This is a genomic window from Kitasatospora sp. NPDC059462 (assembly GCF_042749955.1).
Classification (GTDB): Bacteria; Actinomycetota; Actinomycetes; order Streptomycetales; family Streptomycetaceae; genus Kitasatospora.
Map to the genome: position 1 here is coordinate 1 of NZ_JBHYUU010000143.1, position 13,033 is coordinate 13,033.

The window sequence follows — 13,033 nt, forward strand, 5'->3', positions numbered from 1 at the left end:
ACGCGGCGAGGTGCGTGCCCAGGCGTCGCGGACCCGGCAAGGATCCAAGAGACAGACCCTCGCCTCCACGGCCCGCCGGGCGTCCAGGGGCCGCCGTTCCCCGGACGCCCGGCGGGCCCCGGCGTCCCAGGAGGCGCGCACCACGGCGGGGCCGCGGACCTCACGCGTCCGCCCGGAGAGGGAGCCGACCGTCACGGTCGCGCCTGCGAGGACCTCCGCGGGGGTGGCCCGCATGCTCCCGTCCGCCCAGGTGCGGACGGCCGGTTCACCGCCGCCGTAGGTGGCGACGCCGCACTTCATCACGCCGCCGCGCCCGCCCGGGTCGACGTCGCGGAGCCCGCTCCGGGCGGATCCGCCGTCGCGCTGCCCGGCGATCCGGTCCTCCGGCTCCCCGGAGGGCAGGAAGAGTTCGAGGATCGGCGCATCCGAGCACGCCCGGACCCGCTCGGCACGAGGTCCCCGGCGTTCGGCCCGGCACTGTTCCCGAGTCGTTCACTCCCCCGGCACCCACGGCTCACCGTCCCCCGGCAGGCTCCTGCGCGACGGAGAAGTTGGCTATACAACTTTGGGCCCCCGCGCCGCCGAGGAGAAGACCCATGACCACCGAGCTGTCGCCGTACTGGCTGCGCGACAACTGCCCCTGCGGGGAGTGCCGCGACCCGCGCAGCGGGCAGAAGCTGTTCCAGATCACCGATCTGCCGGACGACCTCGCGATCGCCGCGCAGGCCGAGCTGGACGGGCACCTGGAGGTGCTCTGGTCGGACGGGCACCGCTCGCGCTATCCCTCCGCCTGGCTGGCGCGGGACGCGGACGGCGACGGGCGGACGGAGACGGACAAGCGGCTCTGGGACGCCGCGGCCTTCGCGCGCGGCATTCCGGAGGCGCCGTGGGAGGCGTACCTCGCCGACCCGGCCGAGCGGGCCGCCGTGCTGGCCGCCGTGCGCCGCGACGGCTTCGCCGTGCTGCGCGGGGTGCCGGTGCGCGAGCGCCAGGTGCTGGCCGTCGCCGGGACCTTCGGGCACGTGCGGGTCACCAACTACGGCGAGCTGTTCGACGTCCGGGTCGAACCGGACCCCAACAACCTCGCGTTCACCAGCGCCGCGATCGCCCCGCACACCGACAACCCGTACCGCGACCCGGTCCCGACCCTCCAGCTGCTGCACTGCCTGGAGAACTCGGCGACCGGCGGGGACTCCGGCCTGGTGGACGGCTTCCGGGCCGCCGCGCTGCTGCGCGCGGAGGCGCCGGAGCACTTCGCGGTGCTGACCCGCACCCCCGTGCCGTTCGTCTTCCGCGACCGCGCCGCCGAACTGCGCGCCGACCGGCCGCTGATCGGGACCGACCCGCGGGGCCGGATCCGCGAGGTGCGCTTCAACAACCGTTCGATCGCCACCCTGCGCGGTCCGGCGGCCGAGCTGGACGCCTTCTACGCCGCGTACCGGGCGTTCGCCGCGATCACCCTGCGCCCGGAGCTGCAGCTGGAGTTCCGGCTCGACCCGGGCGACTGCCTGATCTTCGACAACACCCGGCTGATGCACGCCCGCACCGCCTTCGCCCAGGACGGCCGCCGCCACCTCCAGGGCTGCTACGCGGACCTGGACTCGCTCGCCTCCACCCTGGCCGTGCTGCACCGCCGTTCGGCCGCGCTGGACGAACTCGCCGCCCTGTTCGCGGGCGAGGGCTCCGGGGAGTACCTGGGCGAGGCGGTCACCATGGCCGAGCACATGCTGCAGGCCGGCGCGCTGGCCGAGGCGGCCGGGGCCGCCCCGCACCTGGTCGCGGCGGCGCTGCTGCACGACGTCGGCCACTTCCACGGGGCCCTGCACGGACGCGACCTGATGGGCGGCCGGGACAACCGCCACAGCGACACGGGGGCGGACTGGCTGGCCCGCTGGTTCGGCCCGGAGGTCACCGAGCCGGTCCGGCTGCACGTGGCGGCGAAGCGCTACCTGTGCACGGTCGAGCCGGACTACCGGGCGAAGCTCTCCGAGGCCTCCGCGTACACCCTCCAGGTGCAGGGCGGCCCGATGTCCGCGCAGGCCGCCGCCGACTTCGCCGCCCACCCGGGCGCGGCGGACGCGGTGGCGGTGCGCCGCTGGGACGAGCAGGCCAAGGAGGCGGACGCGGTCACGCCGGACTTCGCGCACTTCCGCCCGCTGCTGGCCTCGCTGATGCGCTGACGGCGCGTCGGGCGGGCGACACGGGGCGGTCCGCACAGCGGGCCGCCCCGTCGGACCCGCACGCCCCGCACGCCCCGTCCGCCCCGCCCGCCGCCGTCAGTCGACGTCCCGGGCGTGCCGCGAAAGCGCCGAGGTGGCCAGCGAGTTGTGCACGCTGAACGCCACCGTCCCCGGCAGGTAGCGGTCCTGGGACCACTCCACCGGCGTGCCGGTCGGGTCCGTCGTCCGCCGCCGCTCGCGCAGCAGCGGGCCGCCGCGCCGGCAGCCCAGCAGCCGGGCGTCGTCCCCGTTGGCGGCGACGATGTCGATCGTGTGGTCCGCGTCGGTGAACAGGATCCCGTGCTCGCGCAGGACTTCGGTGTGCGAGACGACGTCCGGCGGCAGCTCGGCGACGATCTCGCCGACCCGGGGCGGGTAGACGGTCCGCTCGACCATCACCGGCGTCCCGGAGAGCGTGCGCAGCCGCACCATGACGTAGACCTCGTCCCCCGGTTCGAGGCGCAGCTGTTCGCGCTCGGCGGCGTCCGCCGGGCGGCGCACCATGGAGTCGAGGATGCCGCCCGGCTCCTCGCCCATCGAGTACGCCCAGCGGGTGAAGCTGAGCAGTTCGGAGAAGCTCTGCACCCGGGCCGTGCCGAGCACCACCCGGCGGGTGCCCCGGCGCGAGGTGACCAGGCCGTCCGAGCGCAGCACCGCGAGGGCCTGGCGGACGGTCCCGCGCGAGACGCCGTACTGCTCGGCGAGCGCGCCCTCGGCGGGCAGCCGTCCGGCCTCGCCGAACGCGCCGGTGGTGATCGCCTCGCGCAGGTCGGCGGCGACCTTGCGGTAGAGCGAACCGGCCCCGCGCTCGGTTCCGGGCGCGTCGGCCGGAGTCCCCTCCGGACCGGCGCCCGGGCGCCCCGACTCCAGTGCCACGTCAGTCAATGTCCCTCCTGGGCGGTGTCCTGCGCAGCCCCGAACGGCGCCGGACAGCCCGACCTTATCCCGCTGCGCTCCCGAAGCATCGCACCTGTCCGACGGTCCGCCGGCGACCTGATTCGACCGTTCCCGCAGCCGACCCCGGGGCTGGGCCATCCGTTCACCTTCCCGTCACCGGGCTCCGGCGTACTTACCCACGTCAGCGAAGTTGGCTAGTCAACTCGGACGACGGCGACCGGCCGCTCACCCGGCCTTCCCGCCGCCCTTCGCGAGACGCAGGCCCGCGGAACCCCCCGCGAACGCCCCCTCGCAGTACGCCCCCTTAACAGGAGACTTCCCCGTGACCGTGCACCGTGTCCGCGCCGCCGCCTTCGCGGCCGTCCTGACCGCCGCCGCGCTCTCCCTCACCGCCTGCGGCTCCGCCGGGTCGAGCGCCACGTCCGGCGACACCGCCAAGGCCGGCGCCAAGGACGCCAAGGAGGCCACCTCCGCCGCCGACTTCGGCGGCATGGACGGCCTGGTCGCCGCCGCCAAGAAGGAGGGCAAGCTGCACGTCATCACGCTGCCCCGGGACTGGGCGAACTACGGCAAGATCATCGACTCCTTCAAGGCCAAGTACGGCATCGAGGTCGAGGAGGAGAACCCGGACGGCTCCAGCCAGGACGAGATCAACGCGATCAACTCCCGCAAGGGCCAGGACCGCGCCCCCGACGTGGTCGACCTCGGCAGCGCCTTCGCCCTGCAGGCGGTCAAGGACGGCATCCTCGCCCCCTACAAGGTGTCCACCTTCGACAAGGTACCGGACACCATGAAGGACGCGAACGGCGCCGCGGTCAACGACTACGGCGGCTACGTCTCGATCGGCTGCGACGCCAAGAAGATCGCCAACTGCCCGAAGACCTTCGCCGACCTGCTCAAGCCCGAGTACAAGGGCCAGGTCGCCCTCAACGGCAACCCGACCAAGTCCGGCTCGGCGTTCGGCGGCGTCTACGCGGCCGCGCTCGCCAACGGCGGTTCGCTGGACAACATCCAGCCCGGCATCGACTTCTTCGGCAAGCTGAAGCAGTCCGGCAACTTCAACCCGGTCGAGTCCACCCCGGCCACCATCGAGAAGGGCGAGACCCCGATCTCGATCGACTGGTCCTACCTGAACGCCGGCTACACCGACGAGTTCAAGGACAAGGGCATCGACTGGAAGGTCTCGATCCCGACCGACGGCTCCTACGCCCAGTTCTACAACCAGGGCATCAACAAGTGGGCCCCGCACCCGGCGGCCGCCCGCCTGTGGCAGGAGTACCTGTTCAGCGCCGAGGGCCAGAACCTCTTCCTCGGCGGCTACGCCACCCCGTCCACCTTCGAGGCGCTGAAGAAGGACGGCACCCTGGACACCGCCGCCGCCGCCAAGCTGCCGACCGTCGAGAAGCCGTTCACCACCTTCCCGACCGTCGACCAGATCAACGCGGCCAAGAAGGTCGTCACCGAGAACTGGACCAAGGCCATCGCGGGCTGACACCCAGGCCGCGCACCGCACTCCGGGCTCAGAAAAGGCACTCATGACCACGGCTCCCACCCCGGTGCCGACCACCCCCGCCGCCACCGTCACCGGTGGCGGCGCGGGGGCGTCCGCCACCGCCACGACCACCCCCACCACCACCGCCCCCACCCCCCGGCGACGGCCGCTCGCCCGCCTCGGCGGCGCCTCCTGGCTCGCGACCGTCCCGCTGCTGCTGTTCTTCCTGATCGGCTTCGGACTGCCCACCGTCGCCATCGTCATCGGCGCGTTCACCACCTCCAGCGACGCGGAGAGCGGCGCCGGGCAGTTCACCTTCGACAACATGGCGGACTCGGTCCAGGGCGGCTACCTGACCGCCATGCTGAGCAGCCTCAAGCTGTCCGCGCTGACGGCGCTGCTCGCCACCCTGATCGGCCTGCCGCTCGCCCAGGCGGTCGTCACCTCCCGGCGCACCTGGCTGCGCCAGGCGGTGCTCACCGCCTCCGGCGTGCTCGCCAACTTCGGCGGCCTGCCGCTCGCCTTCGCCTTCGTCGCCACCCTCGGCAACGCCGGCGAGATCACCAAGCTGCTGCACCTCACCGACCACGGCTGGTCGCTGTACTCCTTCACCGGCCTGACCGTCGTCTACCTGTACTTCCTCGTCCCGCTGATGGTGCTCACCATCACCCCGGCCCTGGACGGCCTGCGCACCCAGTGGCGCGAGGCGGCGCAGAACAACCGCGCCACCGGCATCCAGTACTGGCGCCACGTGGCCCTGCCGATCCTGGCGCCCTCGCTGCTCGGCGGCTTCGTGCTGCTGTTCGGCAGCGCCTTCGCCGCCTACGCCACCGCCGCCGCCATGGTCGGCGCGACCGTCCCGCTGGTCAGCCGCTCGATCGCGGACGCGCTCTCCGGCAACGTGCTGGTCGGCCAGGGCAACCTCGCCCTCGCCCTCAGCCTCAACATGATCATCGTGGCCGTCCTGGTGATGGCCGTGTACCTCCCCCTCCAGCGCCGGAGCGCCCGATGGCTCAGCTGACCACCCCCGCCCCCACGGTGTCCCGCCGGCCGAAGGTGCGCTGGTGGCGCGGCGTCGTGCTGCTGCTCGCAGGCCTGTACTTCGTCGTCCCGCTCGCGGCCTCCTTCTGGTTCTCCATCGACGACCCGCAGGGCATCTCCTTCGAGGCCTACACCGGGCTGCTCTCCGCCCCCGGCTTCCTGGACAGCCTCTGGCTGACCCTCGGCCTCGCCGTCGTGACCGTCCTGGTGCTGCTGGTCCTGCACGTCCCGGCGCTGATCGCCGTCCGGCTCGGCTCGCCCCGGCTGCGCCCGGTCATCGACGTGCTCTGCACCCTGCCGCTGGTCGTCCCGCCGGTCGCCCTGACCGCCGGCCTGATCGGCGTCCTCCGCTGGGGCCCGGACTACCTGATGGACACCCCGTTCTTCCAGACCTTCGTGTTCGTCCAGGACCCCGACTTCCCGCTGGTGCTGGTCATCGCCTACGTGCTGATGGCCCTGCCGCTCGCCTACCGCGCCCTGGACGCCGGCCTGCGCTCGGTGGACGTCCGCACCCTGGTCGAGGCCGCCCGCAACTGCGGCGCGAGCTGGCCGCGCGCGGTGTTCACCGTCGTCCTGCCCAACCTGCGCGGGGCCCTGCTGAACGCCTCCTTCCTCACCCTGGCCCTGGTGCTCGGCGAGTTCACCGCCGCCTCGATCCTCGGCTTCCAGCCCTTCCCGGTCTGGATCTACTCGGTCGGCAACAGCCAGGCCCACATGTCGGTCGCGGTCTCCATCCTGAGCCTGCTGCTCACCTGGCTGCTGCTGCTCCTGCTGGCCACCGTCGGCCGTGAGCGCCGCACCGAGACCGCCACCTCCTGAACCCCCCGGAGTCACCCATCATGACCACGGCCACCGCCCCCGTCACCGGCGTCCCCCTCGCCCCCGGCAGCGCCACCGTCGAATTCCGCTCCCTGCGCCGCGCGTTCGGCGCCACCACCGCGCTCGACGGCCTCGACCTCACCGTCCACCCCGGCGAGCTGCTCGCCCTGCTCGGCCCCTCCGGCTGCGGCAAGACCACCGCGCTGCGCATCCTGGCCGGCTTCGAGCAGCACGACTCCGGCCAGGTCCTGGTCGACGGCCAGGACATCACCGCGATCCCCGCCCACAAGCGCGACGCGGGCATGGTGTTCCAGTCCTACAGCCTCTTCCCGCACCTGACCGCCGCCGACAACGTCGCCTTCGGCCTGCGGATGCGCGGCACCGGCAAGGCCGAGCGCCTCAAGCGCGCCCAGGAGCTGCTGGAGCTCGTCGGCCTGCCGCAGCACGCCGGCCGCTACCCGCACCAGATGTCCGGCGGCCAGCAGCAGCGCATCGCGCTCGCCCGCGCGCTCGCCCTCCAGCCCCGGGTGCTGCTGCTCGACGAGCCGCTGTCCGCGCTGGACGCCAAGGTGCGGCTCTCGCTGCGCGAGGAGATCCGCCGCCTCCAGCAGGAGCTGGGGATCACCACCCTGTTCGTCACCCACGACCAGGAGGAGGCGCTGTCGATGGCCGACCGGGTCGCCGTGCTGCGCGCCGGCCGCCTGGAGCAGTGCGCCACCCCCTCCGAGCTGTACGCCCGCCCGGCCACCGCGTTCGTCGCCGAGTTCGTCGGCACCATGAGCCGCATCCCCTGCGAGCGCACCGGCGACGGCGTCGAGGTCCTCGGCCGCCGCCACGCCGTGGACGGCGCGCTGCCCGCCGACGGCGACCTGCACGTCCTGGTCCGCCCGGAGAACGTCCGGCTGACGCCCGACGAGCAGGGCGCGGCCCTGGTGGTCTCCGCGTCCTTCCTGGGCGCCGTCACCCGCCTCACCGTCCGCCTGGGCGACGGCACCGAGGTCAAGGCCGACCTTCCCACCGAGTCCGCCGCCGCCCTGCCGATCGGCTCGCGCGCCGCGCTCACCCTCCCGGAGCGGCCGGTCCTGGTCGACCGTCGTACGGTCTGAACCGACCGCCCCCTGCTTCTCCGAACCGCCGAAGGTACCGCCATGCCCGGAACTCCCCCACCCGCCGCCGTCCTCTTCGACATGGACGGCACCCTCGTCGACACCGAGCAGCTCTGGTGGCAGGCCGCCGCCGAACTCGCCGACGAACTGCACCACCCCCTCACCGAGGCGGACGCCCCCGAGGTGCTGGGCCGGGCGATCGAGCACACGGCCGCCCACCTCCACCGGGTCAGCGGCACGGCGTTGACCGAGGCCGAACTCGCCACCCGCCTCGGCGACTCCTTCGCCGGCAAGGTGGCCGCCGAGACCGTCCCCCGCCCCGGCGCCCTCACCCTGCTCGCCTCCCTGCGCGACGCCCGGGTGCCCACCGCGCTGGTCTCCGCCTCCCCCCGCCGGGTCGTCGACATGGTGCTGGGCACCATCGGCCGGGACTGGTTCGCCGTCACCCTGGCCGCCGAGGACACCCCGCGCACCAAGCCCGCCCCGGACCCCTACCTCGCCGCCGCCGCCCGCCTCGGCCTGGACCCGGCCAACTGCGTCGCCGTCGAGGACACCCCCACCGGCGTCGCCTCCGCCACCGCGGCCGGCTGCGCCGTCCTCGCCGTCCCCTCCAGCGACGTCCCCATCCCGGGCGACGCCCGGGTCACCCTGCTGGACAGCCTGGAGCACGCGGACCTGGCCCTGCTCGGGAAGCTCACCGCCGCTCCCGGGGCTTGACCCCCCGTGCCCTACCTCCTCCTCGCCCTGGCGATCATCAGCGAAGTCTGCGCCACCAGCTGCCTCAAGCTGACCGAGGGCTTCAGCAGACTCTGGCCGAGCGTGGGCGTGGCCATCGGCTACGTCCTCTCCTTCGTGCTGCTGGGCCGCGCCCTCAAGCACATCCCGGTCTCCGTGGCCTACGCCGTCTGGTCCGGCGCCGGCACGGCGGCCGTGGCGGGCATAGGCGTCGTCGCCTTCGGCGAGTCCCTGGGCCGCCTCCAGTGGCTCGGCATAGCCCTGGTGATCGTCGGAGTCGTCGTCCTCAACCTCAGGAGCGGCCACTGACCCGGGAGCGGCCACTGACCCGGGCCGCCGAACGGCGGGGCCGCGCGCCGAACGGCGGGGCCGCGCGCCGAGCGGCTCCGTCAGGCGCGGGGGCCGAGGAAGAGGCCGCCGCTCGCGTCGACGGTCTGGCCGGTGATCCAGCGGGCGGCGTCGGAGGCGAGGAAGGCGACGATGTCGGCGACGTCCTCCGGCCCTCCCAGGCGGCCGAGGGCGGTGGAGCGGGTGATGGAGTCGGCGAGGCCCGGGGCTTCGAAGACGGGGGCGTTGGCCGGGGTGCGGGTGGCGCCCGGGGCCACGGCGTTGACGGTGATGCCGCGGGTGCCGAGGTCGTTGGCCAGGGTCAGGGTCATCGTCTCGACCGCCCCCTTGGTCATCGCGAAGGAGGTCTGGGCCGGGTTGGCCATCCGGGTGGCCACGGAGGAGATCGTGATGACGCGGCCGCCGTCGGGGAGCAGCGGCAGGGCGCGCTGGACGGTGAAGTACGGCGCGCGGACGTTCACCGCGAACAGGTGGTCAAACTCCGCCCGGGTCGTGACGCCGAGCGGGCCCGCCGGTGCGGCGGCGGCATTGTTGACCAGGATGTCGAGCGGGCGGCCGCCGAGCACCGCCTCGACGCCCGCGAAGAGCGTGTCGACGTCGTCGTCCGTGCCCAGCTCCGCCCGTACGGCGGACGCGCTGCCGCCGGCCCGCTCGATCGCCTCGACGGTCGCGGCCGCGCCGGCCTCGTCGGTGCCGTAGTGCACGATGACCGCCGCGCCGTCGGCGGCCAGGCGTTCCGCGATGGCGCGGCCGATGCCGCGCGACGCCCCGGTGACCAGAGCCGTCTTCATCCCCGCACCCCACAGGTGGTAGTGACTACCATTCAGATAGGGTCTACCACATGCCAGAGCAGCCCTCAACACTCCGCGCCCGGCGCCGGGCCGAGACGCAACGCCTCATCCAGACCCACGCGGTGCGGCTGTTCACCGAGCGCGGCTACGACGCGACGGCGGTGACCGATGTCGCGCAGGCGGCCGGGGTGTCGCCGATGACCGTCTACCGGCACTTCCCGACCAAGGAGGACCTCGTCCTGACCGGTCAGGACGCCGAGCTCGTCGCCGAGCGGATCGCCGCCGCCCCCGCCGGCCGGCCCCTGGTCCGCCGGATCGGCACGGCCCTCGTCGGGGCCGCCACGGAGCTGACGGAGACCGGCGACGCCCGCTTCCTGCTCGCCCGGCTCCGGCTGATGATCACCACACCGGCCCTGCGGGCCAGGCACCTCGACAACCAGTACGCCCTCCAGCAGACGATCGTCGCCGCCCTCGGGGACACCGAGGACACCTTCCGCGCCCAGGCCGCCACCGGCGCCTGCCTGGCCGCCCTGCACACCGCGCTGGTGCGCTGGGCCGAGGACGACGGCCGGACGGCACTCCCCGAGCTGATCACCGAGGCGTTCGCGGCCGCCTTCGGCGACCGGCTCCGCTGAGGCGCCCGCGCAGCCGCAGGCCCGTCACGACGCGGCGCGGCGGGGCCCGGGTGGCCGCGGAGCCCGGGGCGGCGGCTCCACGACGGCCACGGGGCCGGGCGGCCGACGGACGCGGCGACCACCGGGGCCCCGGATCACCCCCGCAACCGGAGGCCGTAGGCGGCGGTGAGGGCGACGGCGCGGTCCTCGTCGCGGGACAGCGTGGTGAGGGCGGCGGTGGCCGCGGGGCCCGGGATGTCCACCAGGGCCTGGGTCAGCCGGCGGCGGGCGGCCGGCTGCCCGGCGGCCGAGGTCAGGCGGTCGACGAGGGCGGCCGCGATCCGGTCCGCCGACGCGGGCTCGGCCGCCAGCGCGCCCAGGGAGTCGGCCGCGTCCGCGTCGTTCGCCCCCTCGACGATCAGCTCGACGAGCGACGGGACCGCGTCGCCCGCTCCGCGCGCGCCGAGCGCCAGCGCCGCATGGCGGCGGACCACCGGGTCGGCGTGGTCGAGGGCGTCGCGCAGCAGGGCGGTGGCGGCGGGCTCCGGCAGTTCGGCGAGCGAGCGGACGGCGCGCTCGCGCACCCGCGCCGAGGGGGCGTCGAGCCCCTTCGCCAGCGGCGCCGCCGCCTCCTCCCCGGCCTGCGCCAGCGCCCAGCGCAGGGCCCCGGCGACGACCGCGTCCCGCTCCGCCAGCACCGCCTCGACCAGCGCCTCCACCGGCACCGGGGCGTCCTCGCCGGCCGCCAGGGCGGCGCGCTGGCGCGTCCTGGGGCTCGTCGACCCCAGCGCCTGGAGCAGCGCGACGGCCTGGAGGACGTCCTCCCAGCCGGCCGGTCCGGCGGCGTCGATCCGGCGCAGGCGGGTGAGCAGTTCCGTCTCCGCCGCGATCCGCCGCCGGGTCTCGCGGATGAGGTCGTCGACGAGTTCGCCGGGCGCGAAGCCGGGGTCGTCGAGCGCCCGTCCGACGTCGCGCAGCGACAGCCCCAGCGAGCGCAGGCTCTCCACGTGGAAGATCCGCCGGACGTCCTCGTCCGCGTACTCCCGGTAGCCGCCGTCGGTGCGCCCCGTCGGCCGCACCAGGCCGAGCGCCTCGTAGTGCCGGAGCATGCGGGCGCTGACCCCGGACCGTCGCGCGACCTCACCGATCAGCACCGGCTACCGTCCTTCCCCGCCGAGGGCCACGACGCGCTTCGCCTCCTCGATCGCGAGCTCGAAGCCGGCCTCCGGGTCCTGCCACAGCTGTTCGGTGGCCAGCGCGTGCGTGCGCACCCGGGGGTCGGGAGCCGTCGTGGCGGCCTCCAGGGCCGGCCGCACCGCCTCCCCGAGCGCGATCAGCGCCCGGCTGAGGCTCAGCTGCGTCGCCCGGTCGCCGCGACCGAGGTGTTTCGCCAACTCTACGGCCAGCCGCGGCCTCTCACACGTGGGCGCGAGGACGACCGCGGTCCGCCAGGCGGTCCGGGCCACCTCGTCGTCGGCGTCGGCGAGCAGGGCCGGGGTGATCGCGGGCCAGGCGCGCCGGTCCCCGATCTTGGACAGCGTGTGCAGGGCCTGGCCGCGCGCCCGGGCCCGGTCCGAGCGCAGTTCCCCGACCAGCCGCGGGACCGTCACCGACGGCGCGTGGCGGGTGAGCGCCCAGGTCAGCATCTCCCGCACGGAGAACTCGGGTTCCACCGCGCACCGTTCGACGAGCCCGCCGACGAACGCCGGGTCCGGCGCGGTGCCGACCGCCAGCGCGGCCTGCAGCCGGACCGAGGCATCGGCGTGCGCCAGCGCACCGAACGCCCGCATCGTGGTCGTCTTCTCCTGCGGCACGGTCATCGGGACCACCTCCTGGGCCCCAGCCAAGACCTTCTCACCGTGTCAAGGTCAAGCGACGGCGTCGGCCGCCACCCGGAAGCCGATGTTCCCGGCCGAGCTGTCCGGCGTGTTGGAGCTGCGCGCCGCCACCCGGTAGCGGTTGCAGTAGGAGGCGTGGCACATGTGCGAGCCGCCGCGCATCGCCCGCGCCGTGCCGTCGGGCGGACCGGACGGGTCGTGGCGCGGGCCGGTGCGGTGGAAGTCCGGGCTGAACCAGTCCGCGCACCACTCCCACACGTTGCCGACGGTGTTGTACAGCCCGAAGCCGTTGGGCCGGAAGGCGGTCACCGGGGCCGTCCCCCGGTGACCGTCCGCCGCCGTGTTCACGGTGGGGAAGACGCCCCGCCAGATGTTGCACGCGTACCGCCCGCCCGGCGCGAGTTCGTCGCCCCACGGGTAGCGCGCCTGCTCCAGGCCGCCCCGGGCCGCGTACTCCCACTCGGCCTCGGTGGGCAGCCGGGTGCCCGACCAGGCGCAGTACGCCTGCGCGTCGTTCCAGGAGACGTGCACCACGGGGTGGTTCTGGCGGGTGGTGACCGAGGAGCCCGGCCCCTCGGGCGCCCGCCAGCTCGCCCCGGCGACCGCCCGCCACCACGGCACGGCGGCCACCTGCGGGGAGGCGGCCGCCAGCCGGTCCGGCAGGAAGCCGTCGAAGACGTAGGAGAAGCCGAAGGTCTCGGCCTCGGTGCGGTGGCCGGTGGCCTTGACGAAGGTCGCGAAGGCGGCGTTGGTCACCGTGGTCGGCGCGATCCGGAACGGGCTCAACTCGACGGCGCGCACCGGCCCTTCGCCGTCCTCGGGGTAGCCCTGCCGGTCGTCGGTGCCCATCAGGAAGCGCCCGCCGGGCAGACCGGTGAGCTGCCGGGCCACCCGGGAGGCGGGGGCGGGGGCGGGGGCGGCGACGGGGGCCGCGATCGTGTGCGCGGCGGACCCGCCGGGCTCACGGCCGGGGGTGCAGCAGGGCTTGGTGCTGGACACGGGGGTTCCTCGCTGGTCGGGGTGCGGGGGGGGGGGGGGGGGCCCCCCCCCCCCCCCCCCCCCGGGCGGGGGGGGGCGGCCCCGGGGGGGCCCGGTTGGGCCCCCCCCCCCGGGGGGCCGCCCGCCGGTGGAGC

The 13,033-nt window shown here is 74.8% G+C and carries 14 protein-coding genes; 8 read left to right on the forward strand and 6 right to left on the reverse strand.

Going from position 1 to position 13,033, the window contains the following annotated elements:
- Positions 1-300: hypothetical protein (locus ACFXAM_RS28565; RefSeq protein WP_380295479.1), on the reverse strand; the 300-nt coding region annotated here is incomplete at its 3' end.
- Between the two features lie 296 nt (positions 301-596).
- On the opposite strand from ACFXAM_RS28565, the gene ACFXAM_RS28570 reads away from it, so the two are divergent.
- Positions 597-2,180 (forward strand): phosphonate degradation HD-domain oxygenase, encoded by a 1,584-nt coding sequence (locus ACFXAM_RS28570; RefSeq protein ID WP_380295481.1) that lies wholly within the window; start codon positions 597-599, stop codon positions 2,178-2,180.
- Positions 2,181-2,276: 96 nt separating this feature from the next.
- On the opposite strand, the gene ACFXAM_RS28575 is transcribed toward ACFXAM_RS28570, so the two are convergent.
- On the reverse strand, positions 2,277-3,095 hold the full coding sequence (locus ACFXAM_RS28575; protein WP_380295515.1) for a GntR family transcriptional regulator: 819 nt from the start codon (positions 3,093-3,095) through the stop codon (positions 2,277-2,279).
- A 343-nt stretch (positions 3,096-3,438) separates the two neighbouring features.
- On the opposite strand from ACFXAM_RS28575, the gene ACFXAM_RS28580 reads away from it, so the two are divergent.
- From ACFXAM_RS28580 to ACFXAM_RS28605, 6 genes are read left to right on the forward strand one after another with little or no spacing between them, the layout of a single operon-like run.
- On the forward strand, positions 3,439-4,608 hold the full coding sequence (locus tag ACFXAM_RS28580; RefSeq protein WP_380295483.1) for an ABC transporter substrate-binding protein: 1,170 nt from the start codon (positions 3,439-3,441) through the stop codon (positions 4,606-4,608).
- A gap of 43 nt (positions 4,609-4,651) precedes the next feature.
- The gene (locus ACFXAM_RS28585) at positions 4,652-5,629 is read left to right on the forward strand and encodes an ABC transporter permease (RefSeq protein ID WP_380295485.1); all 978 of its coding nucleotides are present in this window, start codon (positions 4,652-4,654) and stop codon (positions 5,627-5,629) included.
- On the forward strand, positions 5,617-6,468 hold the full coding sequence (locus ACFXAM_RS28590) for an ABC transporter permease (RefSeq protein WP_380295487.1): 852 nt from the start codon (positions 5,617-5,619) through the stop codon (positions 6,466-6,468). Before ACFXAM_RS28585 ends, ACFXAM_RS28590 begins: the two co-directional genes overlap by 13 nt.
- Positions 6,469-6,488: 20 nt before the next feature.
- Positions 6,489-7,574, forward strand: a complete 1,086-nt coding sequence (locus ACFXAM_RS28595) for an ABC transporter ATP-binding protein (RefSeq protein WP_380295489.1) — start codon at positions 6,489-6,491, stop codon at positions 7,572-7,574.
- 42 nt (positions 7,575-7,616) lie between these two features.
- Complete coding sequence (locus ACFXAM_RS28600; protein ID WP_380295491.1) at positions 7,617-8,291, forward strand: HAD family hydrolase; 675 nt, start codon at positions 7,617-7,619, stop codon at positions 8,289-8,291.
- 6 nt (positions 8,292-8,297) lie between these two features.
- A complete protein-coding gene (locus ACFXAM_RS28605; protein ID WP_380295493.1) occupies positions 8,298-8,618 on the forward strand; it encodes a DMT family transporter in 321 nt (106 codons plus the stop codon).
- Between the two features lie 80 nt (positions 8,619-8,698).
- On the opposite strand, the gene ACFXAM_RS28610 is transcribed toward ACFXAM_RS28605, so the two are convergent.
- Positions 8,699-9,448: an SDR family oxidoreductase gene (locus ACFXAM_RS28610; RefSeq protein WP_380295494.1), complete on the reverse strand. Its 750-nt coding sequence runs from the start codon at positions 9,446-9,448 to the stop codon at positions 8,699-8,701.
- A 50-nt stretch (positions 9,449-9,498) separates the two neighbouring features.
- Between ACFXAM_RS28610 and ACFXAM_RS28615 the strand changes: the two genes are divergently transcribed.
- Positions 9,499-10,083, forward strand: a complete 585-nt coding sequence (locus ACFXAM_RS28615; protein WP_380295496.1) for a TetR/AcrR family transcriptional regulator — start codon at positions 9,499-9,501, stop codon at positions 10,081-10,083.
- A 134-nt stretch (positions 10,084-10,217) separates the two neighbouring features.
- Here ACFXAM_RS28615 and ACFXAM_RS28620 read toward each other — a convergent pair whose 3' ends face one another.
- Genes ACFXAM_RS28620 through ACFXAM_RS28630 form a run of 3 tightly spaced genes read right to left on the reverse strand, consistent with a single transcriptional unit; the run spans position 10,218 to position 12,899 of the window.
- Positions 10,218-11,216, reverse strand: a complete 999-nt coding sequence (locus ACFXAM_RS28620; protein WP_380295498.1) for a HEAT repeat domain-containing protein — start codon at positions 11,214-11,216, stop codon at positions 10,218-10,220.
- 3 nt (positions 11,217-11,219) lie between these two features.
- The gene (locus ACFXAM_RS28625) at positions 11,220-11,882 is read right to left on the reverse strand and encodes a HEAT repeat domain-containing protein (protein WP_380295500.1); all 663 of its coding nucleotides are present in this window, start codon (positions 11,880-11,882) and stop codon (positions 11,220-11,222) included.
- 48 nt (positions 11,883-11,930) lie between these two features.
- Positions 11,931-12,899 carry a formylglycine-generating enzyme family protein gene (locus ACFXAM_RS28630; protein ID WP_380295501.1) on the reverse strand — a complete coding sequence of 323 codons (969 nt, stop codon included), beginning with the start codon at positions 12,897-12,899 and terminating at the stop codon, positions 11,931-11,933.
- Between the last annotated feature and the right edge of the window lie 134 nt (positions 12,900-13,033).

Coding starts and splice junctions, on each gene's coding strand:
- ACFXAM_RS28600 (WP_380295491.1), top strand. CDS start 7,617: ATGCCCGGAACTCCCCCACCCGCCGCCGTCCTCTTCGACATGGACGGC.
- ACFXAM_RS28615 (WP_380295496.1), top strand. CDS start 9,499: ATGCCAGAGCAGCCCTCAACACTCCGCGCCCGGCGCCGGGCCGAGACG.
- ACFXAM_RS28590 (WP_380295487.1), top strand. CDS start 5,617: ATGGCTCAGCTGACCACCCCCGCCCCCACGGTGTCCCGCCGGCCGAAG.
- ACFXAM_RS28585 (WP_380295485.1), top strand. CDS start 4,652: ATGACCACGGCTCCCACCCCGGTGCCGACCACCCCCGCCGCCACCGTC.
- ACFXAM_RS28570 (WP_380295481.1), top strand. CDS start 597: ATGACCACCGAGCTGTCGCCGTACTGGCTGCGCGACAACTGCCCCTGC.
- ACFXAM_RS28610 (WP_380295494.1), bottom strand. CDS start 9,448: ATGAAGACGGCTCTGGTCACCGGGGCGTCGCGCGGCATCGGCCGCGCC.
- ACFXAM_RS28625 (WP_380295500.1), bottom strand. CDS start 11,882: ATGACCGTGCCGCAGGAGAAGACGACCACGATGCGGGCGTTCGGTGCG.
- ACFXAM_RS28595 (WP_380295489.1), top strand. CDS start 6,489: ATGACCACGGCCACCGCCCCCGTCACCGGCGTCCCCCTCGCCCCCGGC.